We start from the raw sequence: 25,161 nt of genomic DNA, 5'->3' as shown, positions 1-25,161 counted from the left end.
AGCAGCTACCGCCGCGTGCCCCGAAAAAGCCGCCCCCGCTCATTGCTGACCAGAAAAACTGAATCGGACTCAAACACCAGCCCCTCGGCCTGCCCGGTGCGGGGCAGCGCCCGGAAGCGTTTCGGCCCATCGAACAGCCGCCGGCCCGGCGCGTTGGTGAGGAAAAACACGCCCCCGTAGCCCAGCAGGGCCACCGTGCGCCCGTCGGGGCTGATATCGGCGGCGGTGATGGGGCGGCCCAGGCGAATGCTGTCGCGCAGCGCGGCCACGTAGCGGCCGGGGCGGGCCGGCAGCACGTAGTGCTTGGTGAGCTGGCGCCGGCTGCGGTCTTTGCTAAACAGATGCAGGCTGTCTTGGTACCAGTAGAAAGCTTCGCAATCGAAGTTGCGGCGGCCCCGGCCGGGCGGAAACGCGCGCTGGTCGGGGTAGCGGAAGGCGATGGTGTCGACCACCGGCCGGCCGCCGCGCAGGCTCAGGCGGTAGATGGCCAGGTCGAGCCGCTGGCTGCGGTTGTTGCCAAAGTCGCCGATGTAGAGGCGGCCGACGGCATCCCGAGCCAGGTCTTCCCAATCCACATTTGGCAGCGGCGCCAGGTCGAGCCGGCGGCGCACGGCGCCCGGCAGCCCAAATTGCGTGAGCTGCGCGAGCGTGCCGCCGTCGCCGTGCGTCCAGAACGTGGCCAGCGTATCAGCGCGGGCCAGGCCGGAGCTTTCGCGCATGCTGCGGGGCAGGCGGCCGATTTTCTGCACCTTGTAATGAGCGCGCTGGAAGCGGCCCCGCCCGTGGTTGGCCGGCGCGCCGATGAGCACGGCGTGCAGGAACACGAGGACCGGAAATAGCGTGTCGCGCAGCAGGTAGAGCATAGTCGAAGCGAAAAGCTTTCGCGTAGTACGCTTGTTACGTATGGCTCCTGGCGGCGGGCGGCCTTGCGTCAGCGTCACCGTCGGTTCTACTTCTCGCTTATTCCATGAAACGCTTTGCTTTCCTCCTATTGGCGGCGGCGCTGCTAAGCCTGCGCCCCTCCCTTTATGCCCAAACGCCCAAAACCATGAGCCTGGACAAAACCCTGCGCGAAAACCGCTGGCAGAAGCGCGTGCTGCTGCTGGTGGCCCCCACTGCGCAGGACGCCGATTTCAGGCAGCAAAAGGCGTTGCTAGCCGCCCAGGCCTCGGAGCTGGCCGAGCGGGATTTTCTGGTAATTGAACTGCTCAACGACCAGCTTTCGCCCGCCAGCCGCCAGTTTTTCATACAGAAAACCGGGTTGCCGCCCACGCGCTTCGCGGCCGTACTCATCGGCAAAGACGGCGGGGTGAAGGAGAAAAGCAGCCGGCCGATGAAGCCCGAAGACCTATTCGGCACCGTGGACAAGATGCCCATGCGCCGCGAGGAGATGAAGCGCGTGAAGTAGCCATCGTAGCGAAGCTGCCGCCCATTTGTCATTGCGAGGGCGCAGCCCGTGGCAATCCGTCCTGTTCTCAGCGACCAGCCTTCCAATGTAAAAAGCCCCGGCACTGCGCAGTACCGGGGCTCTCTGGTGAAAGAGCGTGTCTGGTTTTAGCAGGACGGATTGCTTCGCTGCGCTCGCAATGACAGATTAGTGCCTGACTGGTCCCCCTCCTACCCCAACGACTTGGTGAACCCCACCTTAATCTTCAGCTGAAAATCAGCAATGACTTTGAATATTTCCTTCAGCGTCACCTGCTCCACTTTGGTCAAGCTCTTGGGGTCTAGGTAGTTATCGGGCGCCACGTTGTCGCTGATGATTTGGGCGGCTTGCTTTTTCAGGCGCACGCCCATCAGGTAGTAGTAGGACTGTAGCAGCTCCTGGGCTTCGCGCTCGGTGAAGACGCCGGCGGCGCGCAGGGCCTCCAGCCGCTCGCCGGTGTTGGTGGCGAAAATACGGTGCTTGAGGGCGTACATCCGCACCAAATCGACGATGGGCGACATGGTGCGCTTGAGGTTGAACACCTGCTGGTCGCCGTGGGCGAAGGTGCGGATGTTGCGAAAAAACGTGAGCGGCGGCTCGTATTGCAGCGCATTCACGGCCATGTAGTGGAAGAAACGCTCGCGCGGCTTCTGCAGCTCGGCATCGAGGAAGGTATGCAGCTCGTCCATGATTTCGGCGTCGCCATAAATGTAGCGGCAGTCGAAGGAGGCCGCGAACTGCATGCCGGCCTCGGGGTTAGCCTCGGTCATCCACTCCACGTAGTTGCGCTTCCAGTGCGAAAGCGAGTGCGTCCATTTCGGGTTTTTGGCCATGAAGCCGCCCTCGCAATAGCTGAAGCCAATTTCGTTGAGCTGGTCGCTCACCATCTCGGCGAATTTCAGGAAATAGGCCCGCACCAGCTCGCGCTGCTCGTTGGCCTTGTCTTCGTAAATAATGGCGTTGTCCTGGTCCGTGAGCAGGGTTTGCTCCTTGCGGCCCTCGCTGCCCAGCACCATGTACACAAATCGGGCCGGCGGCGGCCCCAGCTCGGCAATGGCCCCCTCGATGAGCTTAAGGGCAATGGTATCGGACACGGTGGTGATGACCTGGTTCACGATTTCGGGCTTCACGCCGCGGTTCAGGAGCTGGTACACCATTTCCGGGACTTGTTCCCAGCGGCGCTTCAGCTCAGGCACGGCCTGCGCCTGCTTCACGCTCTGAATGAAGATGAACGGCGACTGGGCCTGGTCGTCGGTGAGCAGCTTGTTGCGGCTCAGGAAGCCCATGTACTCACCATCGGTTTCGACCAGCAGGTAGCGCGTCTTGGTCCGGAACATCAGTAAAATGGCCTCGTGCACAAACGCCCGCGAACTGATGCTGACCACCGGCGCATCCATGATGGTTTCGACGGGCAGATGGGCGTCGGCCAGGCCGGCCACCACCTTGTCGCGCAGCGTGATATCGGTCACGTAGCCGATAATCTGGCCGTCCACGTCGGCATCGGTGATGAAGTAGCAGCTGGTGCGGGCCTCGGCCATGCGCCGGGCCACTTCGTGAATGGGCGTGTAGGCCGCACACAGCACCATGGGCCGCAATTCCAACGTCTCGATGCGGCGCGAAAACAGCTGGTCCGACGCCAGGTAGCTCTGGCCGGCGCTGGTGAGGGGCCGCACAAAGTGGGCGTATTCTTCATTGAGCATGCGCTGCCCGTAGCGCGCCGTGAAGAAGTGAAAGAAGCCCTCATAGCCCTGGCACAAGGCCAGAAACTCGCGCCGATGCAGGAAATACACGCGGGTGTTTTTCTTGGCCACCACCGTGCGGAGCGACTTTTTCCGGTTCAGCAGCAGCGACACGCCGCCGTAGCAGTCGCCCGGGCGGCTGTATTCCACCACGCGCCGGTTCTGTTGGCTGTCGTAGAAAAACGTCTCGTACTCGCCCTCCACCAGAATGTCGAGCCCGCGCAGCTTCGTCTCGTCCTGGAAGTAGATGACGCCCTCGCGGGGATGCTGCACTTCCTGCAGGCTCGCGGCTACTTCGGCCAACACCTCCTCGGGCAGCAGGTCGAAGGGCTTGATAGTGCGCAGGAAATCGAGTTTATCGGACATGGAGCAAGTGGCATTGGGATTTAAAGAACGTCATGCAGAGCGCAGCGAAGCATCTCGCGTGCAATCAGTAATTAGTTGAAGCACGCGAGATGCTTCGCTGCGCTCTGCATGACGTTCTTTTTTAGTTAAGCTTTTAGCTACCGTCATCCTACGAAATCAGTAAAAACGCCAGCAGCACCAGCGCCAACGTAGCCACCAACAGCCACGGCGCCACCCCAATGCGCAGCCGCTTGCGCCGCAGCGGCTGCACCGGGCGCGGCGCGGGCACCGTCACGGGCGACTGCTGGGCCACGGTTTCGTCGGTGATGAGGCCCTGGCGGCGCATTTCGAAGTAGCAGCGGGCGGTGGCGCGCACGTCTACCAGCGCGTCGTGGGCGTGGAGCAGCGGCTCGTGAAACAGGCGTTGGTACAGCTCGCCCAGGCGCAGGAAGCCCTGCGTGGGGTGGCGCACCAGCGGCCCGGTGGCGCGCATGGTGCAGAAGGTGGGCAGGTCGGCTAGCACGTTTCGCAGGCCAGCGCGATGGAAACCCACGCCTACCATGTGGAAATCGAGCTGCATGAAATGGGCCACCACCAGCGGCCGGTAGTGCTGCAGGTCGCGGTGCAGGCGCTGCATCACGGCGTGGCGGGGCCGGCCGTTAGCGCGCAGAAAGTCCACCGTGAGGCCGTGCACGCGGCCCGACTCGGGGCTCATATCATAGTCGCTGGGCTGGATGTAGTGGTTTTCCGCCTTGATTTCGCGGCCGTCGGGCGTGCAGATAATCCATGCCAGCTGCACGATGTGCGGCCAGCTTTTGCGGCTGGCATACGGCTTGTTCCAGTCGCGCGGGATGCCCGAGGTTTCGGTATCGACGAACAGGAGGTAGTCTTTCACAGCGCGATGTCGGGCGAGGTCAAAAGGCTGGCATCAGTCCTTGAGAACGTCATGCAGAGCGCAGCGAAGCATCTTTACCGCTTCGTTGCTTTGTTTGGATTACGTTGTGCGGTAAAGATGCTTCGCTGCGCTCTGCATGACGTTCTTTTAGCAATCAATAATCAAGCAGTTTATCGTTTTCCCGCCCCTACTACCCCGTCGACGCCCGCGTGAGCAGTTCCGGGCGGAGCACGATTTTGCGGGGCGTGCTAGGCTGGGCGTGGTTCTGAATCATTTCCAGCAACAGACGTATTGCCGAGCCGCCCATTTCCTCGCAGCGCTGGTCGATGGTGGTGAGCTTGGGCTCGGTGAGCGAGGAAAAGGTTTCGTTGCCGAAGCCGGCCAGGGCCACGTCCTGCGGCACGCGCAGCCTGTGCTCCTTCAGTGCCTGCAGGGCACCCACCGCCGTAAAATCGCCGGATGAGAAGATAGCATCCGGCGGCTGCGGCAGGGCCAGCAGTTGGCGAATGCCGGCCGCGCCGTCGTCCAACGACATGTCGTGGCAAAGCACCACCAGCTCTTCTTCCAGCGGCACGCCGGCCTCCTCTAGGGCCTGGCGGTAGCCGGCGTACCGGTCTTTGTAGATGTTGAGATGCTGCGGGCCGCCAAAATGCGCGATGCGGCGCCGCCCCTGCGCCAATAGGTGCCTGGTTATCTCGTAGCCGCCGCGCTGGTCGTCCACCACCACGGCGCTCACCTCGCTGCCATCTAGAATGCGGTCGAAGAACACCAACGGCAGATTGCGCTGCTTGGCCTTCTCAAAGTGCTTGAAATCATGCGTATTGCGGGCCAGCGACACCAGAATGCCATCGACCTGCGCGTTCATCAGCGTTTCCACGTTTTTGGCTTCGTGGGCGTGGTCCTCGTTCGATTGGCAGAGCATCACGTTGAAGCCGGCCTGATTGGCCACCGCTTCCGCGCCCTTCATCACGAGGGCAAAAAAGTGGCCGTCGATGTTGGGCAAAATGACGCCCAGCGTGTTGCTGCGCCCTTTGCGCAGGGCGGCCGCCAGGTGGTTGGGCTGGTAGTCGAGCTGCTCGGCCAGCTGCCACACCCGCTGCCGGGTGGCTTCGCTGATGCGCGAGTGCCCGCTCAACGCCCGCGACACGGTCGAAACGGCGAGTTTCAGCTCCTTGGCAATGTCTGAAATGGAGGCGCGTTTGGGCGTCAAGGGAATGGGAAAAGGGGTGGGAACGAAGGCGCGGCGGGAAAACGCAAAAGTAAGTCTTTCCCCCGGCCCTTCCTCACTCCCTATTTATTAATTATGCGGCTTATTCCGCCCACACGGCCACGCCGCCTGGCTCCAGCTCACGCGTGCCCACCAGCAACTTGGCACCAGCCGGCGCCGGCACGGTTTGCCGGCTGGAGGTGAAGTTGCTGGCCACCCAGAAGCCATCGCGCCAGTTCACTATAAACTGGTCCGGCAGGTTGTCCACGGCCACGGTGGCGGCGGCATACACCTGCCGCAGCACGTCGCGCTCCAGGTCGCCGGCCAGCGACTCGGCACCCACGTAGGTGATGGTGCCCTTGCCCAGCTTGCGCGTCACCACGGCCGCCGCGCCGGCGTAGAACTGGTCGGCGTAGGTGGCCAGGGTGCTGGTGCCGGCGTTGGGAGTCAGCATTTCGCCCCAACTGCCCCAGTCGTATTTTTTGCCCGCAGCAGCCACCTGGCCCTTCACCTGGCCGGGCAGCATGTCGAAAGGCCGGTCGTTGAACCGGGCGCCGATGAGGTCGAGGATGGGCATGGCCCAGGGGCCTTCCCAGAGCATACCGCGCCGGTCTTTCTGGCCAGTGCGGACGCTGAGGATGAGGTGGCCGCCGTTCTGCACATAAGTAGTCCAGCGGTCAACCAACGCCTTATCCAGCAATTGGTAGGCCGGCGCTACTAGAAACGGGTATTTGCTGAAATCCTGGTCTTCGGTGATGACATCGACCGGGCAGTTCAGCGTTTTCAGGCCGCGGTAGTAGCGCAGCAAGTGGCCCATGCTGCTCCAGCGGGTGGTGGACGTTTGGTTGTCGAGGTCGAAGCGGTTGTCGACGTTGTAGAGCAGGGCGGTGCGGCGGGCAGCGTGACGGGCGGGCATCTGAGCGTTGGGTTTCCGCAGCTGGCGCAGCTGGTTCACCTCCCGCATGGCCTGGGAATATTCGAGGCCGCCGGGCAGGGGCGTCACCCCGTCGGGTCCCACGAAGCCGTAGTGGTACAGCTCGCTGCCTGCGCGCGGCTGCCGGTAGCGGTACGAGCAAATCAAATTCGCCCCCAAGCCAAAGGCGTGCATCAGCCACATATGCACCGCGCCGGGCAGCGGCTGGGGGTTGATGTCGCCCCAGTTCACCTGGCCGGGCTGCAGCTCCATCACGCCGGAGTAGCCGTTCAGGCTGCGCGTAAAATCGTGCATGAAGCCCAGCATCGCCCCATTGCCCAGCCGGAAGCCCAGCGGCCCGTTCTCGGGAAATACCTCGCCGTGCACAGGGTACACCGTCCAGGTGGTAATGTTCACATCCTTGCGGGTGAGGGCCGGATTGATGTCGCGGTGGGTGGCCATGTGGTTGGTGGTCACCCACTGGCGGCGGCTGTGCTGGCGCAGGGTGGCGGCCTGCTCGCGAATGTAGTCAGCCGCCTCATCGGCAAACCAGCGCTCGAAATCCAGCAGCGCGTGGGGGTTGGGCGTGGCCACCAGCTCGTCCTGGTTCGGGATGCGGACCTGCTCGAAATTCTGGTAAAGCTGCGACCAGAACACGTTGCCCCAGTCGCGGTTCAGGTTGTCGATGGTACCATACTTCTGCTTCAGCCAGGTTTGGAATTTGGCTTTGCTGAAGTCGTCGTAGGAAAACTGGCGGCCGTAGTGGCTCAACTCGTTGTCAATCTGCCAGCCCACCACGGCCGGGTTTTGGCCGAAGCGCTGGGCCAGCTGGGTGTTGATTTTGGCCACGTACTGCCGGAACAGCGGCGAACTCCAGTTGCCCTGCTCACGGGTGCCGTGGGCCTGGCGGCGGCCTTGGGCGCTCACCATCATCGTTTCAGGATGGTTTTCGGCCAGCCACACGGGCGGGGCGGCGCTGGGCGTGCACAGCACCACTTTTAGGCCAGCCTGGCTGGCCAGCGTCACGGCCCGCTCCAGCCAGTCAAGCGAATATTTCCCTTCCTGCGGCTCGTAAAGCCCCCAAGCAAACTCGCCCATGTGCACAAATTCCAGCCCCAGCTTGCGCATGTTGGCGAAGTCGCGCGCCCACTGGCTTTCCGGCCACGCCTCGGGGTAGTAATACACGCCGATGGTCATCATCTCGGCCGCCGGGAAGTAGTCGGGCGCCGCTGCCGTAGCGGTGGCAGCTTTAGTGACTTTAGGCGCTTTCTGAGCCGAGGCGACGGGGGCGTTCAGTAGCGCGAGGCCAGTTAGCAGGCTGCCGAGGAGGCGGTAATGGTGGGGCATGGGTGGGGTTTGAAAGGCGGAAGATTGTGAGGCGGTGCGGGCTTGGCGCCTCACGAGACCCCTACGGGGCGGGCCCCTCTCTTCAGGGAGAGGGGAGCCTGACGATTTGTAGCGTGGACTCTGCGAGTCCGCGCCTGCCGGAACGGTGGATAGTATTCGCCCCGGCGCGGACTCGCAGAGTCCACGCTACAGCTCTACTCCGCCGGCACGGCCTTGTAGTGCACTTCCGACTGCTCCCGCAGCCGTCCGGCGCTGAACTCCGGCGTCACGTCGCGCTGCGGGTCGCCCAGCATCTCGTAGCCCACCATGAACTTGCGCACCGTGGCCGAGCGCAGCAGCGGCGGGAAGAAATGCATGTGCAGGTGCCACTCCGGATGCTCCTGCCCGTCGGTGGGGCGCTGGTGCAGGCCGGCCGAATACGGGAAGCTGATGTTGAACAGGTTGTCGTAGCGAATGGTGAGGCGGCGCACGGCGTCGGCCAGGCTGTCGCGCTCGGCGGGCGTGAGCTGGGTGATGTCCTGCACGGCACGGCGCGAGATGATGATGGTTTCGAAGGGCCACACGGCCCAGAAAGGCACCAGCACCACGAAATGCTCGTTTTCGAGCACCACCCGCTCCTTTTTCTCCAACTCGATTTTTAGGTAGTCGGCCAGCAGGGTGCGGCCGTGCTCCTGAAAGTAGGCCAACTGCTGCACCGTTTCCTTAGCGGGCTCGCCGGGCACGGTGCGCTGGGCCCAAATCTGCCCGTGCGGATGCGGGTTCGAGCAGCCCATCATCGGGCCCTTGTTCTCGAAAATCTGCACGTAGTTGATGTCGGGCCGGGCGCCGAGCGTGGCGAATTCCTCCACCCACAAATCGACCACCTTGCGGATGGCGGGCACGGTCATCTGGGGCAGCGTCAGGTCGTGGCGCGGCGAGAAGCAGATGACGCGGCACACGCCCGACTCGGCCTCGGCGCGCAGCAGGCCGCCTTCGTTGAGGCCGCCGGTGGGCACGTCGGGCGTGAGGGCGCCGAAGTCGTTGTTGAAGACGAAAGTGTCGGTGTACTTGGGGTTCACCTCACCGCCCACGCGGCTGTTGCCGGGGCAGAGGTAGCAGGTAGGGTCGTAGGCGGGGCGGTGTTCCTGCTCGGGCTCCTCCTGCTGGCCCTGCCAGGGGCGCTTGGAGCGGTGCGGCGAGACAAGGACCCATTCGCCCGCCAGGGCGTTGAAGCGGCGGTGCGGGTGTTCGGTGGAATCGAAGGAAGCGGACATGGTAATGAGGTTTTGTTCTGGCTGGGCGCCTCACCCCCCGGCCCCCTCTCCTCAGGGAGAGGGGGAGCCACGGCGGCGCTGCATGAATAATTCGCTGTTTTACAAGTAATCGTCTGGCTCCCCCTCTCCCTGAGGAGAGGGGGCCGGGGGGTGAGGCGCCCCGTTAGGCCACGCCTACCCCGGCCACAATCGTGGTCTGATACGTCTCCAGCTTCAGGTTAAACTTCTCCTCATACACCTTGCTTACGCTGGCGATGAATTCCTCCACCTTGTCCGGGGCCACCAGGTTGATGGTGCAGCCACCGAAACCGCCGCCCATCATGCGGGCGCCGAAGACGCCGGGGGCTTTTTGGGCGGCTTCCACCAGCACGTCCAGCTCGGCGCAGCTCACTTCGTAGTCGTCGCGCAGGCCGGCGTGGCTGGCGTACATCTCTTTGCCGAAGCCGGCCAAATCGCCCGCGATGAGGCACTGGCAGGCGGCTTCCACGCGGGCATTTTCCTGCACCACGTAGGCGCAGCGGCGAAACACCGTGCCGCCAATTTCGCCCTTCACGGCTTCGAGCTGCTCCAGGGTGGCGTCGCGCAGGCTGCCGATGCCTTCGTAGTGCTGCTGGAGCACGCTCACGCCGCGCTCGCACTCCTGGCGGCGGGTATTGTACTCAGAGCTGGCCAGGCTGTGCTTCACGCCCGAGTTGCAAAGCACGATGCGGGCCGCCTGGGTGTCGAAGGGGAAGTACTCGTAGTCGAGGGAGCGGCAGTCGAGGCGCACCACGTGGCCGTCGCGCCCGAAGAGGCTGGCGAACTGGTCCATGATGCCGCACTGCACGCCGGCGTAGGTGTGCTCGGCAAACTGGGCGATGCGGGCCAGCTCCATCTTCTCAAAACCGGCTTTCAGCAACTCATTGAGGGCGAAGGCCAGCCCGCACTCAATGGCCGCCGACGACGACATGCCCGCGCCCAGCGGCACGGTGCCGGCAAACACGCAGTCGAACCCCGGCACGGCTATGCCGCGCAGCTGAAACTGGGCCGCCACGCCCAGCAGGTAGTTGGCCCAGTGCGTGTCGCTGGGCGCGATTTCGGCGGCGTTGGCCAGTTCCAGGGTTTCGCCCAGGTCGTGGGCCACCAGCCGGATTTGCGCGCCCTGGTTCAAGCCCACGGCAAACACCGCCTCCTTATCGACGGCCGCGGGCAGCACGAAGCCGCCGTTGTAGTCGGTGTGCTCGCCGATGAGGTTCACGCGGCCGGGCGCCCGCACCAGCAGCGGCGCGTAGCCAAAACGTTGTTGAAAATCGGCCCCGAGGGCGTGGGCGAGGGTGGCGGACATGGGGAGGTGGGGGAAGGGGTGAGAAAGAATAAAACGGCCCGACGCAATGGGTTGCGTACGCAAACGCGCCGCCGCAGGTGGCTCCGGGCGCATTGGGGGCCGAAAAGTACTGTCTAACTTTTAAAGGCAGGCAATCGATTGTCAGGGTTGCGGGGGCTGGATGGCGTAATTTTGGGGTGTTTTTTCGGCTTTCTCCTTTCCGCCCGCCCATGTTCAAGCGCCCCACGCTTCTGTTGCTGCTGAGCTGCTGCTTTCACCTCTTCACCACGGCCGAAGCCTTGGCTCAGAAGCCCGCGAAAGCGCCCGGCGGCGATGTATACGTCGACAAAAAAGGCGTGCTGCGCTGGCAGAAAGGCAACCAGGAAGTAGCCCTGTTTGGGGTGAACTACACGGCGCCATTCGCTTATTCCTACCGGGGCATTCAGAAGCTGGGGGTGAACCACGAAGAGGCCATCCGCCAAGACGTGTACCACCTGGCGCGGCTGGGCGTCGATGCCTTCCGGGTGCACGTCTGGGACGTGGAAATCACCGACACGGCGGGCAATCTGCAGCAGAATGAGCACCTGCGCCTGCTCGATTTTCTGGTGAACGAGCTCAAGCAGCGCGGCATCAAAATCATTCTCACGCCCATTGCCTACTGGAACAACGGCTACCCTGAGCCCGACACCGGCACGGGCTTTTCGAGCATTTTTTCCAAGGGTGAGGCTTACACCAACCCGCGCGCCATCGCGGCGCAGGAGCGCTACCTCACGCAGTTCCTCAACCACCGCAACCCCTACACCAAAGCCCTCAACCGCGAAGACCCCGACATTCTGGCCTTCGAGGTGTGCAACGAGCCGCGCTACCACAAGCCCGAGAGCGAAGTGACGAGCTTCGCCAACCGCATGGCCGCCGCCATCCGGGCCACGGGCTGCCGCAAGCCGGTGTTCTACAACGTATCGGAAAACCCCGACGTGTACGAGGCCATTCTTAATGCGAAAGTCGACGGCCTCACTTTTCAGTGGTACCCGCAAGGGCTGGTGGCCAACCACGCGCTGCGCGGCAACTTCCTGCCCTACGTCGACCAATACCCCATCCCCTACCGCACCGACCCGCGCTTCCTCAGCAAGGCCAAAATGGTGTACGAGTTCGAGTCGGCCGACATCATTCAGCCCATTATGTACCCGTTCATGGCCCGCAGCTTCCGTGAAGCCGGGTTCCAGTGGGCCACGCAGTTTGCCTACGACCCGCTGGCCATTGCCTACGCCAACACCGAGTACCAGACGCACTACCTGAACCTGGCCTACACGCCGGCTAAGGCCTTGAGCCTGCTCATTGCTGGCAAGGTGTTCCGCACCGTGCAGCGCGGGCAGCAGTTCCCCCGCTACCCGCAGGACTCCGTGTTCAGCAATTTCCGCGTGAGCTACCGGCAGCAGCTGAGCGAAATGAACACGCCCGAGGAGTTCTACTACACCGCCAACACCGCCACCGCCCCCAAGCAGCCGGCCAAGCTGCAGCATCTGGCCGGCGTGGGCTCCTCCAAGGTGGTGAGTTACGGCGGCACCGGTGCCTACTTCCTCGACCGGCTGGCGCCCGGCGTGTGGCGCCTGGAGGTGATGCCCGACGCCGTGCCCATTCGCGACCCGTTTGAGAAAGCGGCACTCAGCAAGCCCGTGACGCAAATTTTGTGGAACGAGCAGCCGCTGCAAGTGTCGCTGAGTGACTTGGGTTCTAATTATACGCTGAAGGCCCTGAACGAGGGCAACTCCTACGAGGCACATGCCACCGACGGGCGCGCCACCATACGGCCCGGCGTGTACCTCGTGGCCGCGGCCGGCAAGTCGACGGCCGTTTTCACGCCCCGCACGGGTTTCAACCACGGAGAGTTGCGGGATTTTGCCGCGCCCAAAGGTTTTGTTTTTCTGGAAGGCGCCCAGCAACAGGTACGCCACATGCCGCCGGTGCAGGCGGCAGCGGGCCAGCCTTTGCGCCTGAGCGCCACGCTCACGGGCGCGCTGCCCGGCGACAGCGTGGTGCTGGTGGCTCAGCACTACTACGGCCGCACCCGCACGCTCCCGACCACCAACCCGGCCTACGCCACCTACGAAGCCACTGTACCCGCCGACCTGCTCTACCCCGGCCAGCTCCGCTACTGGCTGGTGCTGAAACACGGCGCGCAGGCCACCACCTTTCCCGGCGGCTACAGCGGCCAGCCGCGCGACTGGGACTACACCCACCAGGAGCATTTTGAGGTGCCCATCGTGGCGGCTGGCACGCCGTTGCCGCTGTTCCAGGCCAGCCGCGACCAGGAGCATATCGAAGCCCGCACCGTGGTCAACAACGCCTGGACCGACTACGTGACCACGCCCGCCGGCGCCCTGGCCCTGCGGCTGGTGCAGGGCCCGCCGCGCCCCGGGCAGGCGGCCCAAACCGGCCCGGCAGCCAGTCTACGGGCGTATTTCGGCGACCGGATGGCGGGCCGCCAGGCCGATGTGGCCGGGTTTAAGGAAGTGGTGGTGCGGGCCCGTAGCAGCCAGCCCGGTGCCCAGCTAAAGGTGACGCTGACCACCCGCGATGCCGTGACGTACTCGGCCCCGCTGCCCTTGGGTGCCGAGCTTCAGGATGTGCGCCTGCCGCTCAGCGCCTTCCGGCCCGATGCGCTGCTGCTAATGCCCCGCCCCTACCCCGGCTTCAATGCCTTGCAGTACCAGCCGGCCAGCCCGCCTGCCTTCAAGCTGACGGAGGCCGAAGTGCTGCAAGTGGTTTGGGAAACGGCGGCAGCTACCGACAAGCCCCTGCACGTTGACATTGAATCGGTGTTGCTACAGTAGGTTTTTTGCCGGAAACTGCATAACTTTTTAACTCAGCATCGTATTGATGCACTGATGTGCCTCAGAGCGGGTCGGTTTTTAGGAAATCGATTGTGTTGGGTTGTTCAATCGTTTGCATAAAACCATTTATTTCTGATTTCTAACCCCATACTTTGAGTAACGGCTTATAAGCCAGCGCTGTCCTCCAAATGAAAAAAACACTACTCTTCCTGACGCTGAGCTTATTGATAGGCTTGTCATATCGGGCCAATGCTCAAACCACTCCGGCCTTTGCCAAAGGTGCCGACATCAGCTGGGTGACGCAGATGGAGCAGGCCAACTACCGCTTCCTAAACGAAGCCGGCGTGCAGCAGGACCTGTTCCGGCTGCTGCGCGACCACGACATGAACGCCATCCGGCTGCGCGTGTGGGTAAACCCTGCCGGCGGCTGGAACGGTAAGAACGACGTGATAGCCAAGGCCATCCGGGCCCGCAACCTGGGCTACCGCATCATGATTGACTTCCACTACAGCGACACCTGGGCCGACCCCGGCCAGCAGGCCAAACCCGCCGCGTGGGCCAACTACACCTTCCCGCAGCTGCTCACGGCGGTGTACGACCACACCTACGACGTGCTGGACTCGCTGAAAGACAACAACATCGTACCCGAGTGGGTGCAGGTGGGCAACGAAACCAACGACGGCATGCTTTGGCCCGACGGCCGCCGCTCCCTCAACCCTCAGAATTTCGCCGCCATCATCGACCGGGGCTACGCCGCCGTGAAGGCCGTGAACCCGACCTCCAAGGTTATCGTGCACATTGCCAACGGCTACAACAACAGCTACTTCCGCAACGTGTTCGACCAGCTGGCCGTGAACGGCGCCCGCTACGACGTCATTGGCATGTCGCACTACCCCACGGCGGCGAACTGGCCCACGCTCAATGCCCAGATTCAAACCAACATGAATGACATGGTGGCGCGCTACCCCGGCAAGGAAGTGATGGTAGTGGAAACCGGCATGCCCGCCACCGCCGCCATCCCCACCCAGCAAATGCTGCTCGACCTGCTGGCCAAAACGCGAGCCGTGTCCGGCAACAAGGGCCTGGGTGTGCTGTATTGGGAGCCGCAGGCCTACAATTGGATGGGCTACGCCCTGGGCCTGTGGAGCACCAACGGCCAGCCCACCGTGGCCCTCAGCTCGTTTCTGAACAGCCCGCCCGCCCCGGGCCTGGTCTACAACCCCGGCTTTGAGTACACCGCCGCCACCCAGACGCCGCTGGGCTGGACCACCTTTTCGACCGCCGACGCCGACGCCGACCTGACCCAGAACTACGGCCGCACCAGCCTCTACCAACTGGGCCACCAGAAAGCCACCGCCTACCAGGTGCGCACCTTCCAGCTGCTGGCCAACGTGCCCAACGGCACCTACACGCTGCGCGCCTGGGCCCAGAGCACCGGCGGCCAAACCACCTGCCAGCTCTACGCCAACGGCTTTGGCGGCACCGAGCTGGCCACCACGCTGCCCACTTCCAGCACCTGGGTGCAGGTGCAGGTGCCGGGCATTGTGGTCACCAACGGGCAGTGCGAAATCGGGCTGCGCTCCAACGCCGGCGCCAACCAGTCGGCCAGTCTCGATGATGTGGAATTTGTGGCCACCACCACCACGGCCACCACGGCGGCCACGTCCCAGCTGGCGGCGCAGGTATTCCCCAACCCCACGGCCGGCCCGCGCACGCTCGCCTTCAGCCTGCCCCGCGCCGAAACCGTGCAGCTGGCCCTCTACAGCCTCACCGGGCAGCTGGTGCGGGTGGTGGCACCGGCGCAGCGCCTGGCCCAGGGCCCGCAGAGCTTGCACTGGGATGCCGCAGGACTGGCAGCGGGCACCTATTTCCTAAAAATCACCCACGACGACGAAACCGACATGGTGAAAGTCGTGCAGTGGTAATTCCGGCATCCCCATCATTTTTTCATTCCACCATTTTTTATAATTCCCATGAAACGTTTGTTTACCCTTGCTGCGATGGGCGCCCTCACGGCGGCTTCGCTCACGGCTTCGGCCCAGTTCACGGTTGATGGCATGGCCTCGGCGGCTGAAATTGGCACCGGCGTTGGCAAATACCAGCTGGCCGGCTCCTATACCGGCAACCACCTCGACGCCGACCGCGGCCTCAAATCCCTATACGTGGGCTACACGGCCACCACGCTCAACATCATGGTGGTGGGCTCGGCCGAGTCGGCGACAGCTGGCGCCTACCGGGCCCTCATTCTGTACCTGAACACGCCGGCCCGTTCGGGCGTGCCGTCGGCCATTGCCCTGCCCGGCAGCACCGACCCCTCCTCGCCCCTGGCGCACCAGCCCCGGCTCGACCAGGAAACCGACTATGGCTTCCGGGCCGTGGTGGGCCCCAACGCCAGCGACGTGTATTTCAGCGCCGTGTCGTACGTGACGGGCACGGGCGCTCCGGCTGCCGGCACCGACCCCTACGTGGGCCAGGGCAACAAAACCGGCGCGGTGATTACCTCGACCACCGCCGTGCTCACGGGCACCAAATTCTCCTACCTCAACACCGCTTCGCTGGCCGCCAACACCGCCAACACGGGCTTCGAAATTGAGATTCCGCTGTCTCAGTTGAACAGCACCACCACGCTGGGCGCCGGCAGCCGCCTCGATTTGTTTGCCGCCTTCATCGACAGCAACGGCCAGTTCAATTATTCCGACGTGATTCCGCAGGTGGCGGGCCGCACCACCGCCTTCGGGTCCAACCCCGATTTCAGCACCATTGCCGGCACGCAGTCGGTGGGTTTCGTGCTGGGCACGGGCGCGCTGGCCACCCGTAATGCCGTGGCGAAAAACCTCGATTTCCAGGTGTATCCCAACCCCGCCACGGCTACCTCCACGGTGGCCTATACTGTGCCCGCCGGCCGCCAGCCGGTGTCGCTGGCCGTATACAATGCCCTGGGCCAGCGCGTGCGCTCCCTGGCCGGTGCCGAGCAGAGCGGCCCGCAGCAGTTCGCCCTGGGTAGCCTGCCCGCTGGCGCCTACCTCGTGAAACTGCAGGTGGGCGAACAGCTCACCAGCCAGAAAGTGGTGGTGCAATAAGGTTGATTGCAGTGCATAAAAAAGGCGGCTCCGGTATCGGGGCCGCCTTTTTTAATGGGACAGTTGAGCTGAATCAAAAAAACGTCATGCTGAGCGCAGCCGAAGCATCTCGCGTGGGGTGGTAACTCAATCGTTCAACGATTCTGATTACTTCGGCACGCGAGATGTCTCGGCTACGCTCGACATGACGGGCAGTTTATCAGTCAGCCTACTGCGCCAGCGTCTGAATCTCGAACCCCGCTTCCTCCACTGCTTTCACAATTTCGGCCGGGGCGACCTGGGTGTTTTTCACGGTCAGGATTTTGTCGGGGTTGGCGGTGTCGACTTCCCAGTTGTTGGCGCCCACCTGCTGGTTGAGCGAGGGCGTGACTGCTTTGATGCAGCCGCCGCAGTTGATGGTGGTTTTGAAACGAAGCGTGGACATGGCGATAGGAAGTTAGAAGCAGCCCGCTGAAGTGCGGCCGCCGCACTGATGCAACCAGAAACGGCTGCACAAAATTACCGGCCCACAAGGCCGCAGGCTTATAGAATTGCCATTAAAACCTGCAAAATCCCGCTTTGGTTATGGGCCGCAGCCTAGGACTTCTTCACCAGCTCCATCTCGCACACGGGGCACTTCCCGGGCTTGTTGCTTTGGCTGCCCGCGCAGCCCATAGGGCATTCGTAGCGGGCCTGCACGGCGGGCGTGGCGGCCGCCGGAGCGGTGGCGGCGGGCTTTTGCTGCTCGCAGCTGCCCAGGAGCAGCAGGCTGACCGATGAAACCAAAATCAAAATAGCGCGAAGGTGCGAGAGCATAAGCGTGAGCAGTGGAAAAGCCTGCAGCAGCAGGGCCGCCGGACGAATCAAACCACAAACTTACGCACAACGTTCGGGCGGTGCAGTGCGGCCCGCGCGTCCTTCCCTCCCGCTCCCGGCCACTCCGCCGGCGCTACGGCTTAGCGAAGCGGGGGTCTTTGATGAACGTGGAATCGGTGAGGGTGCGCATAAAGGCGACAATTTGGGCCTTTTCGTCCGTCGTCAGGTCCAGGGTGGAGCCGCTGCGCGTGTTGGTGGCTTCGAGCAGCAGGGGGTCCACGTTGGGGCTATTCCGCACAACCTGCTGGTTGTAGTGGTTCATTACCTGCTCCAGGGTGGCAAAGCGGCCGTCGTGCATATAAGGCGCGGTGAGGGCAATGTTGCGCAGGCTGGGCACCCGAAACTTGCCGTTGTCGGTAGCCAGGCCGGTGAGGGCGCCCAGGCCCTTGTCGGTGAAGGTGGCGTCGAGGCCGTTGTTGCGGAAGGCGTTGTCAGTTTGCAGGTCGCCGGCGTGGCAGTCGCTGCAGTTCCCCCCGCGATGAGTGGCATCGGGGTGTGTGTAAAACAGAATCAGCCCCTGCTGCTCGTAAGCCGTGAGGGCAGAACGGTCGCCGCGCTGAAACCGGTCGAAGCGCGAGTTGCCCGATATCAGGGTGCGCTCGAACTGGGCCAGAGCCTTCAACACATTAGCCTCGCTGATGGTGCTGCTGCCAAATGCTTTCCGAAACAGGGCCGGGTAGGTGTCCGTGGCCTGCAGCTTGGCCACGCCGGCGCTCAGGCTCTGGTGCATCTCCAGCGGGTTTTCGATGGGGATGCGGGCCTGGTTTTCCAGGCCGGTGGCGGCGCCGTCCCAGGTCAGCTTACGCTCCCAGGCCAAGTTGGCCAAGCTCATGGAGCTGCGGGTGGTGGTGGTGCCGTTCACGCCGGTGGCGCGAGCCAGCCCGTCGGAAAACGCCAGCTCTTGCTTGTGGCAAGAGGCGCAGGCCACCGTGCTGTTCAGCGACAGCGCTTTTTCGTAGAACAGCTGCCGGCCCAGCGCCACGCCCTCGTTGGTGAGGGGGTTATCGGCCGGGGTGGTCTGCATGGCCGGGAAGTTGGTGGGCACCGTCAGGTTGTAGGCCGTGGGCGGCACCAGGGGGCCTTCGGGGTCCGGGGTGTCGCTGTCGTGCTTGCAGCCGGCCAGGCCCAGCAGCAGCAGTCCCATGGTGGCTAGTTGGGTTGCTTTTTTCATGGTGCGGGCGCGAACGGAAGTAGCAAGAACGGTCCCATTGGCAAACATACTGATGCCGTTGCAATTGGCCACACCAGTCGCCCCCGCACGGCCGCTTTCGCCCGAATAGCTGGGACTGAAACCAATGGCGCGGCTGGCGCGGACCAGCGGCCGCTTAGGCAAAGTAGAAACCTTCATAATTCAAATCAGAATAAGCTGAGCACCAGCCGCGCCGGCACGCTGACAAACGTACAAACGGGCCGGCGAATAGGTTCGCCGGCCTCGACCAGTTCCGGCCGGGCATCGGCGAAACCAGCCGGCGGGTGGCGCAGCCTAACCGCTCAAAAATCAGGCCGAAGCCCGCTCACAAGTTCAGCTCGAAGCTGACGATGGTGCCCCGGCCCAGGCGCGAGGCAAGGCCCAGCTCGCCCCCCAGCAGGGCCACCCGGTTGCGCACCCCCGACAGGCCGATGCCCGCCAGCGGCTGCGTGGTGAGGCTGGCCGGGTCGAACCCCCGCCCATTGTCTTCCACGCTCACGTAGAGGCGGCCGTGCTCGCGGGCCACGTGCACTTCGGTTTCGGAGGCGTGGGCGTGCTTCATCACGTTGTTGAGCAGCTCCTGCACCACGCGGTACACCGCAATTTCGACCGGGGCAGGCAGGCGGCGCTCCAGGCCACGCAGGTGCAGGCCCACGGGCAGGCCGGTGGGCGCCATGCGCTTCACCAGGGTTTCGAGGGCGGTGCGCAGGCCAAAGTCTTCGAGCACGCCGGGCGTGAGCTCGAAGGAAATGGTACGGGTGGTGCGAATGGCCTCTTCGAGCAACTTGAGGGGTTCGCGGTGCGCCAGAGCGGCGGAAGCGGGGTGCTCCAGACTAAGCTTGGTGGCGTAGAGCACCTGGCCCAGGCCGTTGTGCAAGGCCTCGGCAATGCGCTTGCGCTCGGCTTCCTGGGTGGCCAGAACGGCGGCCAGCACTTCCTGCTGCCGTCGCAGGCGCAACTGGGTGGCTTCTTCGGCCAGACGGTCGCGCTCGGTGATGTCGCGGATGAGGACGAGCACGCCGCTGGGCAGGTCCTGGCTGTCGTCTTTCAGCGGAATCAAAAACACATCAAAATAGCCCGGGCGGCTATGAAAAGGCTGGTGCGTGCGCGAAATATGGTCGCCGGCCAGGGCCCGGGCCACGTTGGTGCGCGCTTGCTCGTCCAGAAAGTGCATGACTTCGAACAGCGGCCGGCCCAGCACCGCGGCGGCTTCCTGGCCGAAGTAGCGGGCGGCTTCGGCGTTCCAAGCCGTGATGCGCTGCGCGCGGTCGATGGCCAGGATGCCATCGACGGTGTTTTCGAGCAAGCTTTCGGTGAATTCCTTTTCGCGGCGCAAGGCGTTTTCGGCCTCGCGGCGGGGCGTCACGTCGCGCACAATGCCCACGAGGCGCAGGGGCTGGCCCGCGGCATCGGCCACCGCCTTGCCTTGGGTCGCCACGAAGCGCACGCTGCCGTCGGGCCACACAATGCGGTGCTCCAGGTCGAAGGGCGCCTGCTGGGCGAGGGCCCGGCGCAGGCCTTCGGCCACGGCCGGCTGGTCCTGCGGGTGCACGGCCCCGCGCAGCGCTTCAAACGACACCGGCCCGGGGCGGTAAGGCAGGCCGAAGATGGTCTGGGCGCGGGCGTCCCAATGCAGCTCGTGGCCAGCTATTTCCCACACCCACACGCCACTGTCGGAAGCGGCCAGGGCCATTTGGAGGCGCTCCTGGCTTTGGCGCAGCTCCTCGCGGGCGGCGCGGGCCTGCGTAATGTCGCGCCACAGAATGTGCACCATGGGCGTGTTGCCACCCAGCTCGATGGGCGTGAGCACGGCTTCAATCCACATTTGCTCGCCCGTGGCTTTGTGCATCAGGGCCTCGCAGCGCCGCGAGCCGTTGCGCAGGGCGTCGGTGGTGGTTTCGCGAAACAGGTCGATGGTGCGCTGGCCGCCGGGCTGCACGTCGGGGGCGTGTGCCCAGGCGGGCTGGCCCACCACTTCGGCCTTGCTGCGGCAGCCCAGCAGGCGCACGGCGGCCTCGTTGCAGTCCACAAATTGGTGGCCCTGCAGCAGCACCACGGCGTCGTTGCTGTCGCTGAAGAGCTTGCGGAAGCGAGCCTCGCTGGCGGCCAAGGCCTCGCTGGCCTGGCGGCGGGCCGTCATGTCCACCAGGGCCAGGCGGCACTGGGGGCCGTCGGGGCCGGCGGCGCGCAGGCCTTCGAGCTGGGCGTAGAAAGGGGTGCCGTCTTCGCGCTGCAGCGTGAGCTGGGTGCTGAGCGTGACGTCGGTGCTCAGCACGCGGGTCAGAAACTGGCCGAAGTCAAGGCGGTCGGGCGGGGCCACAAACAGGGCGAAGCGCCGCCCCACCAAGCGCTGGCGCACGCTGCCCAACTGCCGGCTGGCGCACAGGTTGAGCTGCTCGATGGTGCCCACGGCGCTGAGGGTGCAGTAGCCCACGGGGGCGAAGTCGTAGAGGTCGGTGTACTGGGCGCGGGCCGTGGACGCCTCGGCCTGGGCCACCAGCAGCTCTTCGTATTGCATTTCGAGCTCAATCTGGTGCACCTGCAGCTCCTGCAACAGCCGCTGCACGTCGCTGGGGGCGTACTGCTCGCCGGCCTGCGTCACAAGGTGGCGGCGCTGCTCGGCGCGGGCGCGCAGGGCCAGCAGCGCCTCGTGGGGGCTGGCAGGCTGGCAGGCATCGGGCGCGGAACTGTCGGACGGAGCCATGGGGGAAGTAGCAGGAGTTGGGCCAATATACTAAATCCACTTGCCGAACCGGAGCCCCCACCGGGGTTTCCCATCACCGACCGGCTTTGGTTACTCAAACTCTGCTTTTTTCCTTCGTGCCCAAGCCATTGCCCCCCAACATCCCAGCCAAGGCTTCGGACGAGGTTAAAACCTACCTCGGCACCACTGAAACGGCCCTGGCGCGCCGCCCATTTTCCCCCCGCCCAAACCCGGCGACGTACGCGGAATGATGCGGGGCCGCCGACAAAACCAGGCCGGGGCGCTAGTCGAGCTGGCCCAGTACCCAGGCCACGGCGGCCCCTTCGTCGGTGAACGTGCGCAGGTCGAAGGCGTGGCCGGCGGCGTAGGCGGCGTCCATCACGGCGCGCAATTCCGGGTCGGCGCGCAGGTTTTCGGCGCGCACGGGCGCCACCAGAAAGGCCAGGCGCAGGCGGGCGGGCAGCACCAGGGCGGCGGCGCGGGGCAGCCAGTCCTGCGTCACCCAGCGGGCCGAGTCGAGCGACATCACTGGGCGGCGGCGCACGTCCAGCAGCCAGTGGGGGGTACCCAGGGCTTCGGGGGCTTGCAGCAGGGCCTCGTACTCGTCCCGCGCCGTGCTGGCCGCGGTGCTGCTGGGCCAGCGGGCCGTGAAGAGGTCAAGGTCGGGGCGGTAGGCGAATTCCAACGGCAGAGGGGAAATGGAGGAAATGAGTAGTGGGAACCGGCCAAAACTACAACGCCGCGCGCCGTTGCACGAAGGGCGGGCCGGTTGGCCTCGCTTCCCTTGCAAGGCCGCCTTCATCTCCGCTGGCACGGCGTCCGGTTCATCCGGCCCCCGCTCATTGCCGAGGCGCAGCCCCCGAGAGCTCACTTCGGCCAGCAGGGCCGGCCCCGCCCCTACGCCACCACTTCCACGCCCAGCAGCAGCGGCCCGGTGGGCGTGCCGTGGCTGGTGAGTGCGCGGCCATAGAGGCGCAACGTGCGCGGCCCCGTGGCCGGGAAATCGGCCGTAAATTCCACGTCATCAAACGCCTTGCTGCCCTGCGCCAGCGCCGCTTCGAGGCGCTGGCGCAGGGCGGGCTGCTGCCACACGCCACCATCGAGCTCGCGCAGGGGCTGGCCCTTCACTTCGACGGCATCCAGGCCGAAGAGGGTGGCGAAGGCCTGGCTCACGGCCAGCACGCGCTGCTGGGCATCGAGCACGAGCAGGGGCTCGCGCATGGTTTCCACAATGCTTTCGGCGAAGCGGGTGGCTTTTTGCAGCTCGGCTTCGAGATTTTTAAGGCCGGTGATGTCGGTGAAGGTGATGACGGCCCCGCTGATGTAGTTGTCGAGGGTGCGGTAGGGCAGGATGCGCATGGCGTACCACTCGCCGCGGGTGGTCTGGATGATGGCTTCCACCGTCACCAAGCGGTTGAGCACGTGGCGCAGGTCCTGCTCCAGGCTCTCGTGGCGCAGGGTGTGGGCAAAGTGCGTGATGGGGCGGCCCACGTCGGCCGGCAGCAACGAAATAATGCGGTGCACCGGCGGCGTGAAGCGCTTTATCACCATCTCATTGTCGAGGAAGATGGTGGCAATTTCCGTGGCGTCGAGCAGGTTTTTCATGTCGTTGGCGGCCTGGCTCAGCTCCTCGGTTTTGTTGAGGTACTGCATGTTGAGGGTCATCAGCTCCTCGTTGAGGCTCTGCATTTCCTCCTTGTTGGTCATGGCCTCCTCGTTGGTGCTTTGCAGCTCCTCGTTGGCGCTTTGCAGCTCCTCGTTGGTGCTTTTGAGCTCCTCCACGCTGCTTTCCATCTCTTCGATGGTAGTTTGGAGGCGGTGCTTGGTGTACTGCAGTTCCTTTTCCAGGACCTGCTGCTGGGCGTCGCGGTCGGGGTCCGGTGGCGGGCCGGCCTTGCCCAGACGCACTTTGCGGGGCGTGGGCTGCTCCTCAAACACCACCAGCAGCAGGCCCGCCAGCTGCTCGCTTTCTTCCAGGGGCTTCACCGTCACGCGCACCAGCTGCACGCCGGCGTCGAGGCGCAGCTTCACGTTTTCGCTCACCACGGCCTCGTGGGTGGTGCTGGCCTTGTCCACGGCCGCGCTCAGTTCGTAGTTGAGCTCTTCGCGGGCCATGTCGAAGATGTTCATGCCCGAGATGCCGGGGGCCGGCTCCAGGTAGCGGCCGGTGCGGCCGTTCACGTACATGATTTCGCCCTTGGCGTTGATGACCACGGCGGGCGGCGTGTATTGGCGGAGCAGCACGCGCTGCACCAAGCTGGCAAAAGGGCCTTCTTTGCGGACGGAATGGGGGTTCATGGGGCCGGAGGCAGATGCGGAAACGGCCGGGGCCGGCAGCCGGGCCAGGGAAAAGGGAAACGCCGCCAGCCGCGTCACGGAGGCCGGCGTGTCGGTGCGGCGCGAAATCTTCCACTTCACGTCCAGGCTCTGAAACAAATCCTGGAAGCCGGTGAGGTTTTCGCTCGGCCCCAGAAACAGCAGCCCGCTGGGGTTCAGGGCATAATGGAACACGGGAATGAGGTTGCGCTGCAATTCGGCACTCAGGTAAATGAGCAGGTTGCGGCACACCAGCAGGTCGAGCTTGGTGAAGGGCGCGTCCTTGTTGAGGTCGTGCACGGCAAACACCACCGCGTCGCGCACCTCTTTCTTGATGCGGTAGCCCTCGTTACTCTTCGTGAAGAAACGGCGCAGGCGCTCCGGGCTCACGTCGGGCACGATGTTCTCGCTGTAGAGGGCGTTGCGGGCAAAGTCGATGCCGTCGGGGTTGATGTCGGTGGCGAAAATCTGGATTTTCAGGTACTTGCTGCGGTCCACGCCGTCGAGGCATTCGAGCAGCGTCATGGCCAGCGAGTAGGCCTCCTCGCCGGTGGAGCAGCCCGGCGCCCACACGCGCACGGTGCTGTCGGCGGGTTTCTGGCGCAGCAGCGGCAGCAGGCGGGCCTTGAGGTTGTCGAAGGCCTCGCGGTCGCGGAAGAACTTCGTCACCCCAATCAGCAGCTCCTTGAAGAGGGCCTCCACCTCGTCGGGGTTTTCCTGCAGGTAGCGCACGTAGTGGGTGAACTCGTTAATCTGGTGCGAATTCATGCGCCGCTCAATGCGCCGAAACACGGTGTTGCGCTTGTAGAACGAGAAGTCGTGCCCGGTCTGGGCCCGGATGAGGAGGAAGATTTTCTGGAGCGCGTGGGCCGGCTTGCTGGTGCTTTCGGGCTCCTCGCGGCGGGGCCGGGTGTCGGGGTGGCGCGCGTATTCGAGCAGCTTGGCGGGCAGCTCGTCGGCGGGCAGCACGTAGTCCACAAACTCGGTGGCCAGGGCCGAGCGCGGCATCGAGTCGAACTCGGCCGTGGCGGGGTCCTGCACCATCACCATCCCGAAGTTTTCCATCACCATTTTCAGGCCCAGCGTGCCGTCGGAGCCCAGGCCGGAGCACACCACGCACACGGCGCGCTCGCGCGCATCCTTGGCCAGGCTCTGGAAAAAGAAGTCGATGGGCAGGCGGCGGCCCGTCGGCTGGGTGGGCGCAAACAGCAGCAACATGCCGTGCAGAATGCTCATGTCGCGGTTCGGCGGGATGACGTAGACGTGGTTTGGCCGCACGCGCAGGCCGTCCTCCGCCTCCAGCACCGGCATGCCGGTGAACTGCCCCAGCACGCGGGCCAGGGCCGAATCCTGGTCGGGCGAGAGGTGCGTCACCACCACGAAGGCCATGCCGCTGTCGGCCGGCATGGCCCTAAAAAACTGCTCAAACGCCGCCAGCGAGCCCGCCGAGCCGCCCAGCCCCACCAGCGGGAATTTATCGGCCGCGGCGTCTTCGGGGCGGGCCGCCTCGCGCAGCATGGTGGGCGTGGCGGGCTCGTCGGCGTCGCGGGGCATGTCTTCGCCCGGTGTGATGAAGATGCCGGGCTCGTCGGAGGGCTGCGCTGGGTCGTTGGGTTTCATCGGGAAGGGAATGGTGGACACACCGCCGGGCGCAATGGCCCGGCCGCAGGGCAGCCAGCCAGCCGCCACCCACTGGCCCACCACAAATTTATCCCAAAAAGCGGCGCCCATTGCCCACCGAATTTATTTTAGCGTAGG

17 protein-coding genes are annotated in these 25,161 nt (G+C 64.4%); 4 read left to right on the top strand and 13 right to left on the bottom strand.

Annotation, left to right across the window (positions count from 1 at the left end):
- Positions 1-5: 5 nt before the first annotated feature.
- On the bottom strand, positions 6-863 hold the full coding sequence (locus tag Q5H92_RS07110) for a hypothetical protein (RefSeq protein ID WP_305010806.1): 858 nt from the start codon (positions 861-863) through the stop codon (positions 6-8).
- Positions 864-967: 104 nt separating this feature from the next.
- On the opposite strand from Q5H92_RS07110, the gene Q5H92_RS07105 reads away from it, so the two are divergent.
- Positions 968-1,408, top strand: coding sequence for a DUF4174 domain-containing protein (locus Q5H92_RS07105; protein WP_305010805.1), 441 nt, complete (start codon positions 968-970; stop codon positions 1,406-1,408).
- Between the two features lie 209 nt (positions 1,409-1,617).
- Here the strand turns inward: Q5H92_RS07105 and Q5H92_RS07100 are convergent, their stop codons facing one another.
- The 6 genes from Q5H92_RS07100 to galK form a co-directional block, all read right to left on the bottom strand.
- Positions 1,618-3,531, bottom strand: a complete 1,914-nt coding sequence (locus Q5H92_RS07100; RefSeq protein WP_369811126.1) for a DUF294 nucleotidyltransferase-like domain-containing protein — start codon at positions 3,529-3,531, stop codon at positions 1,618-1,620.
- A gap of 148 nt (positions 3,532-3,679) precedes the next feature.
- Entirely contained in the window at positions 3,680-4,405 is a 726-nt protein-coding gene (locus Q5H92_RS07090) for a 3'-5' exonuclease (protein WP_305010804.1), read from the bottom strand.
- 190 nt (positions 4,406-4,595) lie between these two features.
- Positions 4,596-5,615 carry a LacI family DNA-binding transcriptional regulator gene (locus Q5H92_RS07085; RefSeq protein WP_305010803.1) on the bottom strand — a complete coding sequence of 340 codons (1,020 nt, stop codon included), beginning with the start codon at positions 5,613-5,615 and terminating at the stop codon, positions 4,596-4,598.
- A 100-nt stretch (positions 5,616-5,715) separates the two neighbouring features.
- Positions 5,716-7,872 (bottom strand): beta-galactosidase, encoded by a 2,157-nt coding sequence (locus tag Q5H92_RS07080; protein ID WP_305010802.1) that lies wholly within the window; start codon positions 7,870-7,872, stop codon positions 5,716-5,718.
- Positions 7,873-8,066: 194 nt separating this feature from the next.
- Positions 8,067-9,125, bottom strand: a complete 1,059-nt coding sequence (locus tag Q5H92_RS07075) for a UDP-glucose--hexose-1-phosphate uridylyltransferase (RefSeq protein WP_305010801.1) — start codon at positions 9,123-9,125, stop codon at positions 8,067-8,069.
- Positions 9,126-9,288: 163 nt separating this feature from the next.
- The gene (gene galK / locus Q5H92_RS07070) at positions 9,289-10,449 is read right to left on the bottom strand and encodes a galactokinase (protein WP_305010800.1); all 1,161 of its coding nucleotides are present in this window, start codon (positions 10,447-10,449) and stop codon (positions 9,289-9,291) included.
- Positions 10,450-10,658: 209 nt separating this feature from the next.
- Between galK and Q5H92_RS07065 the strand changes: the two genes are divergently transcribed.
- The 3 genes from Q5H92_RS07065 (at position 10,659) to Q5H92_RS07055 (ending at position 16,339) form a co-directional block, all read left to right on the top strand.
- Positions 10,659-13,259, top strand: coding sequence for a cellulase family glycosylhydrolase (locus Q5H92_RS07065; protein ID WP_305010799.1), 2,601 nt, complete (start codon positions 10,659-10,661; stop codon positions 13,257-13,259).
- Between the two features lie 188 nt (positions 13,260-13,447).
- Positions 13,448-15,184 (top strand): glycosyl hydrolase 53 family protein, encoded by a 1,737-nt coding sequence (locus Q5H92_RS07060; RefSeq protein WP_305010798.1) that lies wholly within the window; start codon positions 13,448-13,450, stop codon positions 15,182-15,184.
- A 48-nt stretch (positions 15,185-15,232) separates the two neighbouring features.
- Complete coding sequence (locus tag Q5H92_RS07055) at positions 15,233-16,339, top strand: T9SS type A sorting domain-containing protein (RefSeq protein ID WP_305010797.1); 1,107 nt, start codon at positions 15,233-15,235, stop codon at positions 16,337-16,339.
- 208 nt (positions 16,340-16,547) lie between these two features.
- Here Q5H92_RS07055 and Q5H92_RS07050 read toward each other — a convergent pair whose 3' ends face one another.
- The 6 genes from Q5H92_RS07050 to Q5H92_RS07025 form a co-directional block, all read right to left on the bottom strand.
- Complete coding sequence (locus tag Q5H92_RS07050; RefSeq protein WP_305010796.1) at positions 16,548-16,763, bottom strand: heavy-metal-associated domain-containing protein; 216 nt, start codon at positions 16,761-16,763, stop codon at positions 16,548-16,550.
- 152 nt (positions 16,764-16,915) lie between these two features.
- Positions 16,916-17,134 (bottom strand): heavy metal-binding domain-containing protein, encoded by a 219-nt coding sequence (locus tag Q5H92_RS07045; protein WP_305010795.1) that lies wholly within the window; start codon positions 17,132-17,134, stop codon positions 16,916-16,918.
- Positions 17,135-17,267: 133 nt separating this feature from the next.
- Positions 17,268-18,542 (bottom strand): cytochrome-c peroxidase, encoded by a 1,275-nt coding sequence (locus tag Q5H92_RS07040; RefSeq protein WP_305010794.1) that lies wholly within the window; start codon positions 18,540-18,542, stop codon positions 17,268-17,270.
- Positions 18,543-18,708: 166 nt separating this feature from the next.
- Positions 18,709-21,087 (bottom strand): PAS domain-containing sensor histidine kinase, encoded by a 2,379-nt coding sequence (locus tag Q5H92_RS07035; RefSeq protein ID WP_305010793.1) that lies wholly within the window; start codon positions 21,085-21,087, stop codon positions 18,709-18,711.
- Positions 21,088-21,370: 283 nt separating this feature from the next.
- On the bottom strand, positions 21,371-21,772 hold the full coding sequence (locus Q5H92_RS07030; RefSeq protein ID WP_305010792.1) for a hypothetical protein: 402 nt from the start codon (positions 21,770-21,772) through the stop codon (positions 21,371-21,373).
- Between the two features lie 212 nt (positions 21,773-21,984).
- Positions 21,985-25,134: a CheR family methyltransferase gene (locus Q5H92_RS07025; protein WP_305010791.1), complete on the bottom strand. Its 3,150-nt coding sequence runs from the start codon at positions 25,132-25,134 to the stop codon at positions 21,985-21,987.
- Between the last annotated feature and the right edge of the window lie 27 nt (positions 25,135-25,161).

Source organism: Hymenobacter mellowenesis (assembly GCF_030581005.1).
Taxonomy (GTDB): domain Bacteria; phylum Bacteroidota; class Bacteroidia; order Cytophagales; family Hymenobacteraceae; genus Hymenobacter; species Hymenobacter mellowenesis.
Note: the sequence above shows the minus strand (reverse complement) of the source record. Positions and strands in the feature narration are given on the sequence as shown.